Source organism: Hydrocarboniphaga sp. (genome assembly GCF_028291725.1).
In the GTDB taxonomy this organism is placed as follows: Bacteria; Pseudomonadota; Gammaproteobacteria; order Nevskiales; family Nevskiaceae; genus Hydrocarboniphaga.
The window spans coordinates 1-13,516 of record NZ_JAQGNT010000021.1 but is presented as its reverse complement, the minus strand read 5'-3'; the positions used below and the strand labels follow the sequence as shown (position 1 = coordinate 13,516).

The 13,516-nt window shown below is 65.5% G+C and carries 13 protein-coding genes; 1 reads left to right on the top strand and 12 read right to left on the bottom strand.

What is annotated here, in order from left to right:
- The 12 genes from JWQ90_RS05365 to nadA all read right to left on the bottom strand — a co-directional run.
- Nucleotides 1–535 (bottom strand): electron transfer flavoprotein subunit beta/FixA family protein (locus JWQ90_RS05365; RefSeq protein WP_299690437.1); only part of this gene is annotated, 535 nt, incomplete at its 3' end.
- A gap of 96 nt (nt 536–631) precedes the next feature.
- Nucleotides 632–2,311, bottom strand: coding sequence for an electron transfer flavoprotein-ubiquinone oxidoreductase (locus JWQ90_RS05360; RefSeq protein ID WP_299690436.1), 1,680 nt, complete (start codon nt 2,309–2,311; stop codon nt 632–634).
- Between the two features lie 217 nt (nt 2,312–2,528).
- Nucleotides 2,529–3,020 (bottom strand): phosphatidylglycerophosphatase A, encoded by a 492-nt coding sequence (locus tag JWQ90_RS05355; RefSeq protein ID WP_366919442.1) that lies wholly within the window; start codon nt 3,018–3,020, stop codon nt 2,529–2,531.
- A gap of 103 nt (nt 3,021–3,123) precedes the next feature.
- The gene (gene thiL, locus JWQ90_RS05350) at nt 3,124–4,086 is read right to left on the bottom strand and encodes a thiamine-phosphate kinase (protein ID WP_299690432.1); all 963 of its coding nucleotides are present in this window, start codon (nt 4,084–4,086) and stop codon (nt 3,124–3,126) included.
- A 129-nt stretch (nt 4,087–4,215) separates the two neighbouring features.
- Entirely contained in the window at nt 4,216–4,683 is a 468-nt protein-coding gene (gene nusB / locus JWQ90_RS05345; protein ID WP_299690431.1) for a transcription antitermination factor NusB, read from the bottom strand.
- A complete protein-coding gene (gene ribH, locus JWQ90_RS05340; protein WP_299690429.1) occupies nt 4,680–5,186 on the bottom strand; it encodes a 6,7-dimethyl-8-ribityllumazine synthase in 507 nt (168 codons plus the stop codon). The genes nusB and ribH overlap by 4 nt, the downstream gene beginning before the upstream one ends.
- A gap of 56 nt (nt 5,187–5,242) precedes the next feature.
- Entirely contained in the window at nt 5,243–6,406 is a 1,164-nt protein-coding gene (gene ribBA, locus JWQ90_RS05335) for a bifunctional 3,4-dihydroxy-2-butanone-4-phosphate synthase/GTP cyclohydrolase II (protein WP_299690427.1), read from the bottom strand.
- 6 nt (nt 6,407–6,412) lie between these two features.
- A complete protein-coding gene (locus tag JWQ90_RS05330) occupies nt 6,413–7,048 on the bottom strand; it encodes a riboflavin synthase (protein WP_299690424.1) in 636 nt (211 codons plus the stop codon).
- A 4-nt stretch (nt 7,049–7,052) separates the two neighbouring features.
- On the bottom strand, nt 7,053–8,210 hold the full coding sequence (gene ribD / locus JWQ90_RS05325) for a bifunctional diaminohydroxyphosphoribosylaminopyrimidine deaminase/5-amino-6-(5-phosphoribosylamino)uracil reductase RibD (RefSeq protein ID WP_299690422.1): 1,158 nt from the start codon (nt 8,208–8,210) through the stop codon (nt 7,053–7,055).
- 48 nt (nt 8,211–8,258) lie between these two features.
- Nucleotides 8,259–8,783 carry a transcriptional regulator NrdR gene (gene nrdR / locus JWQ90_RS05320; RefSeq protein ID WP_299690419.1) on the bottom strand — a complete coding sequence of 175 codons (525 nt, stop codon included), beginning with the start codon at nt 8,781–8,783 and terminating at the stop codon, nt 8,259–8,261.
- A 156-nt stretch (nt 8,784–8,939) separates the two neighbouring features.
- Entirely contained in the window at nt 8,940–10,217 is a 1,278-nt protein-coding gene (gene glyA, locus JWQ90_RS05315; protein WP_299690417.1) for a serine hydroxymethyltransferase, read from the bottom strand.
- Between the two features lie 183 nt (nt 10,218–10,400).
- Entirely contained in the window at nt 10,401–11,498 is a 1,098-nt protein-coding gene (gene nadA / locus JWQ90_RS05310) for a quinolinate synthase NadA (RefSeq protein WP_299690415.1), read from the bottom strand.
- A gap of 277 nt (nt 11,499–11,775) precedes the next feature.
- Between nadA and JWQ90_RS05305 the strand changes: the two genes are divergently transcribed.
- Nucleotides 11,776–13,416 carry a DUF1302 family protein gene (locus JWQ90_RS05305; protein ID WP_299690414.1) on the top strand — a complete coding sequence of 547 codons (1,641 nt, stop codon included), beginning with the start codon at nt 11,776–11,778 and terminating at the stop codon, nt 13,414–13,416.
- Nucleotides 13,417–13,516 lie beyond the last annotated feature (100 nt).

The window sequence follows — 13,516 nt, the reverse complement described above, 5'->3', positions numbered from 1 at the left end:
GCAGATCGGTGGTGATGACGGCCGGCAGATCGACTTCCAGCGTCTCCAGGCCCGCGTCGACTTCACGGGTCACGGTGGCCTTGTCGCCGTCGATTTCGACTTTCGAGGCGAACGTCGCCTGGGCGATATCGAGCAGGGCGGCGACCATCTGGCCGGTCTGGTTGGCGTCGTCGTCGATCGCCTGCTTGCCGGCGAAGAACAGCTTGGCGTCTTCCTGCTTGAGCGCGGCGGCGAAAGCGCGCGCCGCCGTCAGCGGCTGGATGTCGCCTTCTTCCTTGATATGGATCGCGCGGTCGGCACCGAAGGCCAGCGCCGAGCGCAGGGTTTCTTCATTCTTGGCGCCACCGATGGTGATCGCCACGATCTCGGTGACCTTGCCTTTCTCCCTCAGGCGGACCGCTTCTTCCATCGCGATCTCGTCGAAGGGATTCATCGAATGTTTGACGCCGTCGGTAATCACACCCGAGCCGTCAGACTTCACCTGCACGCGGACGTTGTAGTCCACCACTCGCTTGACGCTGACCAGTACTTTCATTCGCTCTCTCGTTTCACTCTGCTATTGAGACTGCTGGGTAGGCAGCCCGGGAACAGGCTACGGGCTGCCGGCCTATCGTATTAGTATGGTTCAATACTACATGTTCGGGTAGTTGGGGCCGCCGTTGCCCTCCGGCGCGATCCAGGTGATGTTCTGCGCCGGGTCCTTGATGTCGCAAGTCTTGCAGTGCACGCAGTTCTGCGCATTGATCTGGAAGCGCGGGTCGCCGGTCGCCGCGGTCACCACCTCGTAGACGCCGGCCGGGCAGTAACGCTGCGCCGGTTCGTCGTACATCGGCAGGTTCTTGCCGATCGGGATGCTCGGATCGGTCAGCTTCAGATGCACCGGCTGATCTTCTTCGTGGTTGGTGCTGGACAGGAACACTGACGACAACTTGTCGAAGGAGAGCTTGTTGTCCGGGCGCGAGTAGATGATTTTCTCGGACTGAGCCGCGGGCTTGAGCGTCTCGTGATCCTTCTTCAGATCGCGGAAATGCCAGGGCGCCTTGCCGCCGAGCATGTTCTGCTCGATCCAGTTGATGGTGCCGCCGATCAGCGCGCCGAACTTGTGGATCGCGGCGCCGAAGCTGCGGCTCTTGTACAGCTCCTCGTACAGCCAGCTCGCCTTGAATTTCTCGGGATAGCCGGTCAGCGTGTCGCCGCCCTCGGAGCCGCCCTGCAGCTTGTCGGCGATCGCTTCGGCCGCGAGCATGCCGCTCTTCATCGCGGTATGGCTGCCCTTGATCTTGGCGAAGTTGAGCATGCCGGCGTCGTCGCCGATCAGCGCGCCGCCCGGGAACACCAGCTTGGGCAGCGAATTGAGGCCGCCCTTGACGATCGCACGTGCGCCGTAGCTCAGTCGCTTGCCACCCTCGAGATACTTTGCCGCGACCGGGTGATGCTTGAAGCGCTGGAACTCGTCGAACGGCGACAGGTAGGGATTGGTGTACGACAGGTCGACAATCAAACCGACGACGACCTGGTTGTTTTCCATGTGGTACAGGAACGAGCCGCCGGTGCTGTCGGTGCCCAGGTTCTGCAGCGGCCAGCCGGCGCCGTGCACGACCAGGCCCATCTCGTGGCGCGCCGGCTCGATTTCCCAGATTTCCTTCAGGCCGATCGCATAGTGCTGCGGGTCAGCGGCGCTGGCCAGGTTGTAGCGCTCGATCAGGCGCTTGCCCAAGTGCCCGCGGCAGCCTTCGGAGAACAGTGTGTACTTGGCGCGCAGTTCCATGCCCGGCGCGTAGTCGGCCTTGTGCTCGCCGGAGTGCGAGACGCCGAGATCACCGATCTGCACGCCGCGGACCACGTTCTGCTCGTCGATCAGCACTTCCTGGGCGGCGAAGCCCGGGTAGATTTCAACGCCGAGACCTTCGGCCTGGCTCGCCAGCCAGCGGCATAGATTGCCCAGCGAGATGACGTAGTTGCCCTCGTTGTGCATGGGCTTGGGAACCATGAAGTCGAAGAACTTGAACGACTTCAGCGCGCTGTAGAAAAAATGCAGCTCGTCGCGCTTGACCGGCGCATTCAGCGGCGCGCCCAGCTCTTTCCAATTGGGGAACAGCTCGTTGAGCGCGCGCGGCTCGAACACCGCGCCGGACAGGATGTGCGCACCGACTTCAGAGCCTTTCTCGACGATGCAGACGCTGATTTCCTGGCCGCGTTCGGTGGCCAGCTGCTTGAGCCGGCAGGCCGCGGCGAGCCCGGAAGGGCCGGCGCCGACGATCAGTACGTCGTACTCCATCACGTCCCGCTCGACGGGCGTCTCTACCGACATTGACATGACTCCAAGGTGGATTCGTGGAACTGGGTCCGCCCGAGGGTTCAGCTGTGCCGGGCGCCTGGCGGAATCCGCAGGTTGTCCATTATCCCATTGCGGCGGGTGCCGGGCCAAGCTCTGCGGAGTCAATCGTAGGTTGGGGTAGGTTGGGGTGAGCGCAGCGAACCCCAACGATCACCGTCGCAATGTTGGGGTTCGCTGCGCTCACCCCAACCTACGGAGCCAGTGGTACGCCGGCCAGCCTCATTGCCACCGCCAGCACCGCGGCCGAGAACAGCCCGGCCAGGCCATCGTCCAGCATCACCCCGAGGCCGCCATGGACGTGGCGGTCGAGCCAGCCGATTGGCCAGGGCTTGAGGATGTCGAAGGCCCGGAACAGGCCGAAGGCCAGCGGCAGCCAGGCCAGCGAGACCAGGCTCAGATAGTGATAGGCGACCACCAGCGGCGCGGCCGCGATCAAAAAGCCGACGATCTCGTCGAACACGAAGCCCGGATAGTCGGAGACATGCAGCAGCCTCGCGCTCTCGCCGGTGACCCAGCAGCCGAACACGAACAGCAGCGCGCAGGCGGCCGCGTAATACGGCCAGCTCAGCGCCGACAGCAGCAGGTACAGCGGCACCGCGGCCAGCGTGCCCCAGGTGCCGGGCGCGTGTTTCGCCAGGCCGGAGCCGAAGCCGAAGCTGATCAGGTGCACCGGCGTGCTCATGATCAGCCGCACCGGCGGTGGCGGAATCGCGTCGAACTTGTCGCGCTGGCGTTGTGCGGTCTTGGCTTTCAAAGGGCTTTCAATGGGCTATTCAATTGGAGCTTCATTGGAAGTGACGATAGCCGAGTTCGGTGAATGCCAGTGGCTCGCACTGCGCACCGAGCACGCTCAGGCCGCTACCGGCCTGGATCTCGCCGATATCGGTCAGCGCCACGCCGATCTGCTGCGCAAGCCGCCGCACCTCGCTCAGCCGCGCGGCCGGGATGCACAGGCACAGCTCGTAGTCGTCGCCGCCGGCCAGCTGCAGGCGCGTGCGCTCCGCCGCTGGAGCGAGCCGGTCGAAAGCGGCCGACGATGGCAGCCGCGCGCCGTAGATATGCGCTCCGACACCGCTGGCCCTGAGCAGATGCGACAGATCGGCGGCGAGGCCGTCGGACAGGTCGATCGCCGCATGCGCAAGGCCGCGCAGCGCTTCCCCCAGCGCGAGCCGCGGCGTCGGCCGGTCGAGCCGGGCGCGCAAGTCCAAGGCATCGTCGGAGCGATCCCGGTCGCCGGCGCGCCAGCGCTCCAGCGCCAGCGCAGCGTCGCCGAGCGTGCCGCTGACGCAGACGCGATCGCCGACCCTGGCGCCGGAGCGGCGCAGCGCGCAGCCAGCAGGCACGACGCCGAGCGCGGTGATCGTGATCGTCAGCGGCCCGCGCGTGGTGTCGCCGCCGACCAGGCTGACCTCGGCCTCGTCGGCCAGCGCTTTGAGGCCGTCAGCGAAGCCGGCGAGCCAGCGCTCGTCGGCTTCCGGCAGCGCCAGCGCCAGCGTGAACCAGCGGGCCCTGGCGCCCATCGCGGCCAGATCGGACAGGTTCACCGCGAGCGATTTCCAGCCGATGTCGAACGGCAGGCTTTCTTCAGGAAAATGCCGGCCGGCGATTAAGGTGTCGCTGGTCACGGCGAGTTCATGGCCCGCCGGCGGCGCCAGCAGCGCGCAGTCGTCGCCGATGCCGAGCACGACGTCCTCATGGGCGCCCGACAGCGGCGCGAAGTAGCGGCGGATCAGTTCAAATTCGTCCATGGATCGATTTCCAGCTGGCGGAACCGACTTGCGACTGAACCACTGTAGGAGCGGGTCATACCCGCGACTGTGCCGATGAAGTCTCGGTCGCGGGTATGACCCGCTCCTACAGTTGCGGTATGAAGCGCATTAGTAGCCGGCGCCGATCTCGCTGCCGCGCGCGTCGCGCGCCAGTTTGTCGAGTACACCGTTGACGAACTTGTAGCCCTCTTCGGCGCCGAAGATCTTGGCCAGGTTGACCGCCTCGTTGACCACGACTTTCCACGGCACGTCGGTCTTGTAACGCAGCTCGTAGGCGCCGAGCAGCAGCACCGCGTGCTCCACCGGATCGAGCTGGTTGAGCGGGCGATCCAGATGTGGTACCAGCATCATCGTCAGCTCCGGCGCCTGCTCGACAACGCCCTTCAGCAGCTCGTTGAAGTAATCACCGTCAGCACGGCCCAGGCCCTCGGGCTGCTCGCGAAACTGCGTCAGCATGCCCTCAGTCGAAGTCTCGTTGACCAGCCACTGATACAGCGCCTGCACCGTCAGACGGCGCGCCAGGCCGCGGCGGCTCTGCGAACCCTGATATGCCTGGGACCCACCGTGTTCGCTCACGCCACACTCCTTGCCAGCCTGACCATGTCGAGCACGGCAGCGGCCGCCTCGTAGCCCTTGTTGTCGCGACCGGGGCCGGCACGATCATGCGCCTGTTGCGCGGTGTTCACCGTCAGCACGCCAAACGCGACCGGGCGGCCGTGCTTGAGCTGCACGTCCATCAGGCCGCGCGCGCATTCGCCGGCGACATATTCGAAGTGCGGCGTGTCGCCGCGGATCACCGCGCCGAGCACGATCACGCCGTCGTAGCGGCCAGCGGCGAGGATACGATCGGCGGCGAAAGGCAGCTCGAATGCGCCGGGCGCACGGAATTCCTGCACATGCTCGGCGGCAAGGCCCCAGTCGGCCAGGCAGCGATGCGCGCCGGCCAGCAGCGGGTCGACGATGTCGGTGTTCCACTGCGTTGCGCAGATCGCGATGCGGACGCCGGCGAGGTCACCACTGTTCTGGCCGGCGGCGGGTGCGGGCGCCGAGTAGCCGGTCTTCCCTGGGATATGGGTCATTGAGCCTGTTTTGAAAAAGAGCGTAGGAAGCGGAGCTGCTTGAGGCTAACCTGCGATTAATCGCAGGCCACGTATTCGATCACTTCCAGGCCGAAACCGGACAGCGCGTGCATGCGCTTGGGCAAGGACAGCACGCGCATCTTGCGCACACCGAGATCGGAGAGGATCTGCGCGCCGATGCCGTAGGTGCGCAGGTCGCGCGGATCGGACGGGCCATGCTCGGGCTCGCCGGCCAGGCCCTTGTGCAAACCCACGATCTGCTGCACCAGCTCGCGCGTCGTCTCCGGCTTGCGCAGCAGCACGACCACGCCATGGCCCTCGTCCGCGACGCGCTTCAGCGCGCGGCGCAGCGGCCAGCCGAAGCTTTCGTTCTCGACGCCGAGCACGTCGGCCAGGGTATTGCGGATATGCACGCGCACCAGGGTCGGCGCGTTCGGCTTGATGTTGCCTTTCACCAGTGCCAGATGAACCGTGTTGTCGACGGTGTCCTGGAAGGTGACCAGGCGGAAGTCGCCGAACTCGGTCTTCACCGTGGTTTCGGCGACGCGCTCGACGGTGTGCTCGTTGTCGAGGCGATAGCGGATCAGGTCGGCGATCGTGCCGATCTTCAGCTCGTGCTCGCGCGCGAACACTTCCAGATCCGGGCGGCGCGCCATGCTGCCGTCCTCGTTGAGGATTTCGCAGATCACGGCGGCGGGCTCCAGGCCCGCCATCCGCGCCAGATCGCAGCCGGCCTCGGTGTGGCCGGCGCGCGCCAGCACGCCGCCGGGCTGCGCGGTCAGCGGGAAGATATGGCCGGGCTGCACCAGATCCTGCGGCTGCGCGTCGCGCTTGACCGCGGTGCGGATCGTATGCGCGCGGTCGAATGCGGAGATGCCGGTGGTGACGCCGGTCGCGGCCTCGATCGACACCGTGAACGCGGTAGCGAATTGCGTTCCGTTGTCAGCGACCATCGGCGGCAGGCGCAGCTGCTTGCAGCGCTGCTCGCTCAAGGTCAGGCAGATCAGGCCGCGCGCGAAACGCGCCATGAAGTTGATGTCTTCGGGCCGCACCTTCTCGGCGGCCATCAGCACGTCGCCTTCGTTCTCACGGTCTTCGTCGTCCATCAGCACGACCATCTTGCCGGCCTTGAAGTCGGCGATGATTTCTTCGACCGAGTTCAGCGTGCGGCTGCGCAGCGCTTCATTCGCGGGATTCAGGGCTTTGATGTTGGTGTTCATCTCTCGTTACTCCTCGCCTGCCCGAGCGGCAGGCGTACTCTGCTCCTCACCGCGAGCGGCGAGGAGACGTTCCAGATATCGGGCGATCAGGTCGACTTCCAGGTTGACCGCGTCGCCGGTTTGCAGATTGCCGAGCGTGGTGTGCGTCAGCGTCTGCGGGATGATGTTAACTCCAAAGCGCCGGCCCTCGACCTCGTTGACGGTCAGGCTGACGCCGTCGATGGTGATCGAGCCCTTGCGCGCGATGTAGCGCGCCAGCTCGGCCGGCACCTCGAACAGCATGCGCCAGCTGCGCGCGTCCTCGCGTCGTTCGATCAGACGGCCCAGGCCGTCGACGTGGCCGCTGACCATGTGGCCGCCGAGCGGCTTGTGCGCGGTCAGCGCTTTTTCGAGGTTGATAGCCTGGTTCTGCTGCCAGGCGCCGGCCGTGGTCGCGCCCAGGGTTTCGCCAGACAAGTCAGCATCGAAACCTTGGTCATAGAGCTTCACAGCGGTCAGGCAGCAACCGTTGCAGGCGATGCTGTCGCCCAGGGCGATGCCTTGCAGATAGCCGTCGCTGGACTCGAAGCGCATGCGGCGGTCGCCGCCGATAAATTCGATCGCGGTGATGCGGCCTACGGATTCGACGATGCCGGTGAACATGCGCTCAGATCTCCTGGATCGCAGCGATAATTTTGAGATCGGCACCAACGCGGCGGACGTCGGTATAACGCAGGCGAATGCGCTGATCCAGCTGGCTGACCGACAGATTGGCCAGGCCGCGCGCCTCGCTGCCGAGCAGTGACGGTGCGAGGTAGATCAGCAACTCGTCGACCAGCTTCGCCTCCAGCAGCGAGCCGGCGAGCGTAGCCCCGCATTCGATCATCAGCTCGTTGATGCCGGCAGCGGCCAGCGCCTTCAGAGCGGCGTCGAGGTCGACCGTGTGAATCGAGGTCAAGGGCAGCAGGATCACCTCGACGTCGTCGGGACGCTGCACCGGCTCCTTGCCGACCAGCCAGATACGGCGCGCGCCGGGTGCCCAAACGCGAGCCTCAGGCGATACGCGAGCCTGCGGATCGAGCACGATGCGATCGGGCTGACGCGAAGGCTTGTCTCCTTCCCCCGCGAGCGGGGGAAGGCCGGGATGGGGGCGAGCAGGCGCGGCGCTACCGTCGCGCCCCCACCCCGGCCCTCCCCCGCTCGCGGGGGAGGGAGAAAAATGGCGAACCGTCAGTTGCGGATCATCGGCAAGCACCGTAGCCGAACTCGTCAGCACCGCACCGGCTTCCTCGCGCAAGCGATGCACGTCCGCACGCGCATCGGCACCAGTGATCCACTGCGACTCGCCGCTGGCGGTCGCGGTGCGGCCGTCGAGGCTCGCGCCGAGCTTCAGCGTAACGAAGGGGCGGCCGCGTTCCATCCGCGAAACGAAGCCGCGATTGAGCTGGCGCGCCGCGGCTTCCATCAAGCCGGTTTCAACGATGATGCCGGCCGCCTGCAGGGTTTCGATGCCACGGCCGGCGACCAGCGGATTCGGATCGCGCATCGCGACCACCACGCGTGCCGGCCCAGCGGTGATGACCGCGTCCGAGCAAGGCGGCGTGCGGCCGTGATGCGAGCAGGGCTCCAAAGTCACATAGATATCGGCACCGCGTGCGCGCTCGCCAGCCATTCCCAGCGCGTACACCTCGGCATGCGGTTCACCGGCGCGTTCGTGCCAGCCTTCACCGACGATTTCGCCGCCACGCACGATCACGCAGCCGACACGCGGATTCGGGAACGTGCTCAGCCGGCCGCGCTCGGCGAGATGCAGTGCGCGGGCCATTGCGGCGGCGGGAGTCAGCGCGTTCAAGAGCGGAGCAGCCGCACGCAATCAGACCGAGCGCTTGCGGACGACCTTGTCGGCTTCGATCAGCGACAACTGGCTCTTGCGCTGCTCGGCCGTCGGCAGCGTCTGCAGGCGTTCGATTTCTTCACGGAAAGCGTTCACATCCTCGAAGCTGCGATAGATCGAGGCGAAACGCACGTAGGCGACATGGTCGAGGTCGCGCAGCTCGTCCATGACCCACTCGCCGACCTGGCGCGACGGCACTTCGCGCTCGCCGGTCGCGCGCATCTTGCGCATCACGTTCTCGATCGCGTGATCGACCATCTCGGGCGTCACCGGCCGCTTGTAGATCGCGTGGTCGATGCCCTGGCGCAGCTTGTCTTCGCGGAACGGCTCGGGATCGCCGCTGCGCTTGATCACGTTGGGCGTCGCCAGCGCCGCTTTCTCGAACGTGGTGAAGCGCCCGAAACACACCGGGCATTCACGCCGCCGCCGCACCTGCGAGCCGTCCTCGGCCATGCGCGAATCGATCACGCGCGTGTCGGGTGCTTTGCAGAAGGGGCATTGCATGGATTTAGCGCCAGCTCAAACGCTGGTCTCCTTCCCCCGCCTGCGGGGGAAGGCCGGGATGGGGGCGCGACGTGTAGCGCTGTCCCGCGACGAACGCCCCCACCCTAACCCTCCCCCGCACGCGGGGGAGGGAATCAGAGATGAGAGCGCGGTCGATCACAGCTTGCTGCCGTATACCGGGAAGCGGCCGCAGAGTTCGGAGACTTCACCACGCACGCGGTTCACCACAGCATCGATATCGCCACCCGCCGCCATCGTGTCGACCAGATCCGCGATCCAGGCCGCGACCTGCTTCATCTCGGCTTCCTTGAAACCGCGAGTCGTGCTGGCCGGCGAACCCAGGCGCAGGCCCGAGGTCACGAACGGCGACTTCGGATCGTTCGGCACCGAGTTCTTGTTGGCGGTGATATGCGCGCGGCCGAGCACCGCTTCAGCGTCCTTGCCGGTCACGTTCTTGGCGATCAGGTCCAGCAGGAACAGATGGTTGTCGGTGCCGCCGGACACTACTTTGTAACCGCGCTCGATCAGCACGCCGGCCATCGCGCGGGCATTGGCGACGACCTGCTTCTGGTAGGCCTTGAAGCCCGGCTCCAGCGCCTCCTTGAACGCGACCGCCTTGGCCGCGATCACATGCATCAGCGGGCCGCCCTGGATGCCCGGGAACACCGCAGACTGGAACTTCTTGTTGAATTCTTCCGACTGACCTTTAGTCAGGATGATGCCGCCGCGCGGGCCGCGCAGCGTCTTGTGGGTGGTGCTGGTGACCACGTGCGCATGCGGCAGCGGGCTCGGATATTCACCGGCGGCGACCAGTCCGGCGATGTGCGCCATGTCGACCCAGAAATACGCGCCGACCTTGTCGGCGATGGCACGCATGCGGGCCCAGTCCTTGACCCGCGAATACGCCGAGAAGCCGCCGATCAGCATCTTCGGCTTGGCCTCAATGGCAATGCGCTCCATCTCGTCATAGTCGATCAGGCCGGTTTCGATGTTCAGGCCGTAGGGCACGATCTTGTACTGCTTGCCGCTGAAATTGGCCGGGTTGCCGTGCGTCAGATGCCCGCCCTGCGCCAGGTTCATGCCCATCACCACGTCGCCCGGGCTGACCAGCGCCAGGAAGATCGCGGCGTTGGCCTGCGCGCCGGAATGCGGCTGCACGTTGGCGTAGTCGCAGTCGAAGACCTGCTTGATACGGTCGATCGCCAGCTGCTCGGCGATGTCGACGAATTCGCAGCCGCCGTAATAGCGCTTGCCCGGATAGCCTTCGGCGTACTTGTTGGTCAGGCTGGAACCCTGCGCCTCCATCACCGCCGGACTGGCGTAATTCTCGGAGGCGATCAGCTCGATATGCGCTTCCTGGCGCGCGCTTTCGGACTGGATGACAGCGGCGATCTCGGGATCGAACTGATTGAGGCTAGGGGCTTTGGTCCACATACGGTCTGCTTTCTCTCGAATCTCGATAATAATGATCCCCTCTCCTTTCGGGAGGGGAAACAGTTCAGTCCACCACTTCCGGCGTGTAGGTTGGGGTGAGCGCAGCGAACCCCAACATCGGCGCGGACACCTATTGGGGTTCGCTGCGCTCACCCCAACCTACTTGGCTGGCGGGAAATATTTTCAGTCCACCACTTCCAGCATCAGATTCAGCGCCTTGCGCGCCGGCTCGGCGATCGCCTCCGGCACGCGGATGCGGTTGACGACGTTGCCGGCGACCAGGTTGTCCAGGCACCAGGCCAGATGCTGCGGATCGGTGCGGAACATCGTCGAGCACATGCACACGGTCGGGCTCATGAACTGCACGGTGACGCCCTTGGGCTTCATCTCGTCGGCCAGGCGGTTGACCAGGTTCAGCTCGGTGCCGATCAGCCAATGCGTACCCGGCTGGCTGCCGCGAACCGTGCGCAGGATGTACTCGGTGCTGCCGACGAAGTCGCTCTTCTGGCAGACCTCGTAGCTGTTCTCCGGATGGCTGATGACCAGGCCGTTCGGGTTTAATTTGCGGAAGTTGTCGATGTGCGCCGGCTGGAACATCTGGTGCACCGAGCAGAAGCCTTTCCACAGAATGATCTTGGCGTTCCTGATCTGCTCGTCGCTCAGGCCACCGCGCGGCTTCATAAAGTCCCAGGTGACCATCTGCTCCAGGCTCAGGCCCATCTTCAGGCCGGTGTTGCGGCCCAGATGCTGGTCGGGGAAGAACAGCACCTTCTCGCGCCGGGCAAAGCTCCATTCCAGCACCGCGCGGGCGTTGGAACTGGTGCAGACGATGCCGCCATGGCTGCCGCAGAAGGCCTTCAGATCGGCCGCGGAGTTGATGTAGGTGACCGGCGTGACGTGTTCGTCCGGGTCGAGCAGCGTGCTGATCTCGTCCCAGCACTTGCGCACCTTGACCAGGTTGGCCATGTCGGCCATCGAACAGCCGGCCGCAAGGTCCGGCAGGATCACGCTGCGCTTGCCGAACGTCAGGATATCGGCGACTTCGGCCATGAAATGCACGCCGCAGAAGACGATGTATTCGGCGTCCGAATCGGCCGCGAGCTGGGACAGCTTCAGCGAGTCGCCGGTGTAGTCGGCGTGCTTGAAGACCTCGTTGCGCTGGTAATGGTGGCCCAGGATCGCCAGGCGCTTGCCGAGGATCGCCTTGGCGGCGGTGATGCGGGCATCGCATTCACCATCTTCCATCAGGCTGAATTGATCAATCTTGAGTGCCGCTGACATGCCTATTCCCGGTGGGGAGCGGACGCGGATTCTACTGCATTGCGGCAGTCGGCGAGCCGTCGCGGGCCGCACCGTCCAAACCGCAGCGACGCTGTTTCCGGCCCCCGGGCGGCTGACCGGCAGTTCCAAGGCCCCTGGACGGTAGGTGCCGCGCGGTTCAGCTACCCGGCCGTGTGGCGCCGGGCTCCCCGGCCGCTCCTAGAGTGGCTTCGAGGCCAGACCGCCGACGCAGCGGCAGGCCCGGGCAGTCCATAAAAAACCTAGCGAGGAGAAACCAATGAAACGCTCCATCCCGGTCGCCTGCCGATCCGGCGCGATCGTCTTTGCGCTGTGTGCCACCCCGATCCAGGCCGAGCAGACCGGCAGCTCGTCCGGCCTCGCCGGTATCGACTACAGCTTCAGCGGCAGCATGCGGATCGACAATGCGTTCTCGACCTCCAGCTCGGAAAACCCGTTGAACCAGCGCGGCAACCTGTTCAACGGCGTGCCGGTACAGCGCAACTCGGTGATCGGCGTCCAGGACACCGCCACCCGCACCGGCATGCCGGCCGACAACGACTTCAATCTCGAGGTCGTGCGCGCCGAGCTGAACGCCAAGATCAAGCTGACACCGCAGCTCGACCTGGTCGCCAAGCTGCGCGCGCTGTGGGACCCGGGCGTGTACCAGGAATTCGACCCGGGCGATGTCGGCAGCCAGGCCGTCGGCAAGCTCTACGGCCGGCCGAACTACTTCGAGTACGACACTGAGGGCCTGTCGCACCCCAATCCGCTGGAATGGGCGGGCAAGAATGGCATGGTCGACCTGCCGGCGCTGTTCTTCGAATACAACCGCGGCCCGCTGAACCTGCGCGCCGGCAACCAGCAGATCGCCTGGGGCCAGGCGATCTTCTTCCGCGTGCTCGACGTCGCCAACGGCCTGGACCTGCGCCGCCACTCGGCACTGGACCTGGCCTCGGAGGAATTCTCCGACAAGCGCGTGCCGGCGCTGGGCCTGCGCGGCTCCTACCAGATCAACGACCGCTGGCTGCTCGACAGCTTCGTGCAGAAATTCCAGCCGACCATTCAGGGCAATCCGAACACCCAGTACAACGCGATCGCCTCGCAGTTCACGATCCACGACCGCTACGCGGACTTCGACGACAAGTTCAACTACGGCCTGCGGCTCAAGGGCGATTTCGGCGCGGTCGGCCTGCAGGCGATCGCGGTGCGCCGGTACAACCCGGACGGCGTGTATCGCTGGACCGAGTCGGGCGTGAACCGCGATCTGCCCAGCGCGCCGGGTTCCGGCGCGGTGCTGGAACACACGCCGTTCGAAGTCGACCCTAGCGGCGTCTGGTCCGCGGACGAGTGGTTTACCTATGCCGCGATGTCTCGCCTGGACGGCACCGAAGGCCTGAATTCGGCCGTCAACGAGTTCGCGGCCTCAGGCCTGCTCGGTGCGTATCCGGTCGCGACCCGCGATCAGGCGGCGCAGGAACTGGATCTGTTCTTCCAGCTGTCCGGCAGCGGCCTGCGCGGCCACCTGGGGCGCGAATACCGGCAGGAAACCGATCTCGGCGCCGGTGCCAGCTACGTGATCTCGGCCGCGCCGGGCTCCCTGCTCGACCAGCTGATCATCAATGTCGAAACCCTGTACACGCCGAATCGCAGCTTCACCAATCCCTCGCTGAGCCGCGACTACCTGGAACAGGACGAATGGACCACGGCGCTGGTGATGGAGAAGTACCAGCGTTTTGCCGAATCGCTGCCGGCCACGTACATGGTCGCGCAATGGCTGCACAAGACGCGCAGCGATCTGTTCGGGCGCAGCCTGGAAGGCATGGGCGGCGATGTCGACCACACGCCGAGCGGATATTCCGGCGGTTTCGACGCGGTGGTGCTGGCCCTGCAGCGTAAGCGAGCGGCCACGACACCTTGACGCCGCGCTGGTTGATCAGCGAGCGGCGGGCGGCACCCAGCGATGCGGGAGCAGTTGCCCGATGTCGCGATTGAGCGTAGTCGGCAGTCGCGTGAGCACA

Excerpts from the sequence above, each read along its gene's own strand:
- JWQ90_RS05360 (WP_299690436.1), bottom strand. The coding sequence starts at position 2,311 with ATGTCGGTAGAGACGCCCGTCGAGCGGGACGTGATGGAGTACGACGTA.
- JWQ90_RS05355 (WP_366919442.1), bottom strand. The coding sequence starts at position 3,020 with ATGAGCACGCCGGTGCACCTGATCAGCTTCGGCTTCGGCTCCGGCCTG.
- thiL (WP_299690432.1), bottom strand. The coding sequence starts at position 4,086 with ATGGACGAATTTGAACTGATCCGCCGCTACTTCGCGCCGCTGTCGGGC.
- ribH (WP_299690429.1), bottom strand. The coding sequence starts at position 5,186 with ATGACCCATATCCCAGGGAAGACCGGCTACTCGGCGCCCGCACCCGCC.
- ribBA (WP_299690427.1), bottom strand. The coding sequence starts at position 6,406 with ATGAACACCAACATCAAAGCCCTGAATCCCGCGAATGAAGCGCTGCGC.
- JWQ90_RS05330 (WP_299690424.1), bottom strand. The coding sequence starts at position 7,048 with ATGTTCACCGGCATCGTCGAATCCGTAGGCCGCATCACCGCGATCGAA.
- ribD (WP_299690422.1), bottom strand. The coding sequence starts at position 8,210 with ATGGCCCGCGCACTGCATCTCGCCGAGCGCGGCCGGCTGAGCACGTTC.
- nrdR (WP_299690419.1), bottom strand. The coding sequence starts at position 8,783 with ATGCAATGCCCCTTCTGCAAAGCACCCGACACGCGCGTGATCGATTCG.
- glyA (WP_299690417.1), bottom strand. The coding sequence starts at position 10,217 with ATGTGGACCAAAGCCCCTAGCCTCAATCAGTTCGATCCCGAGATCGCC.
- nadA (WP_299690415.1), bottom strand. The coding sequence starts at position 11,498 with ATGTCAGCGGCACTCAAGATTGATCAATTCAGCCTGATGGAAGATGGT.
- JWQ90_RS05305 (WP_299690414.1), top strand. The coding sequence starts at position 11,776 with ATGAAACGCTCCATCCCGGTCGCCTGCCGATCCGGCGCGATCGTCTTT.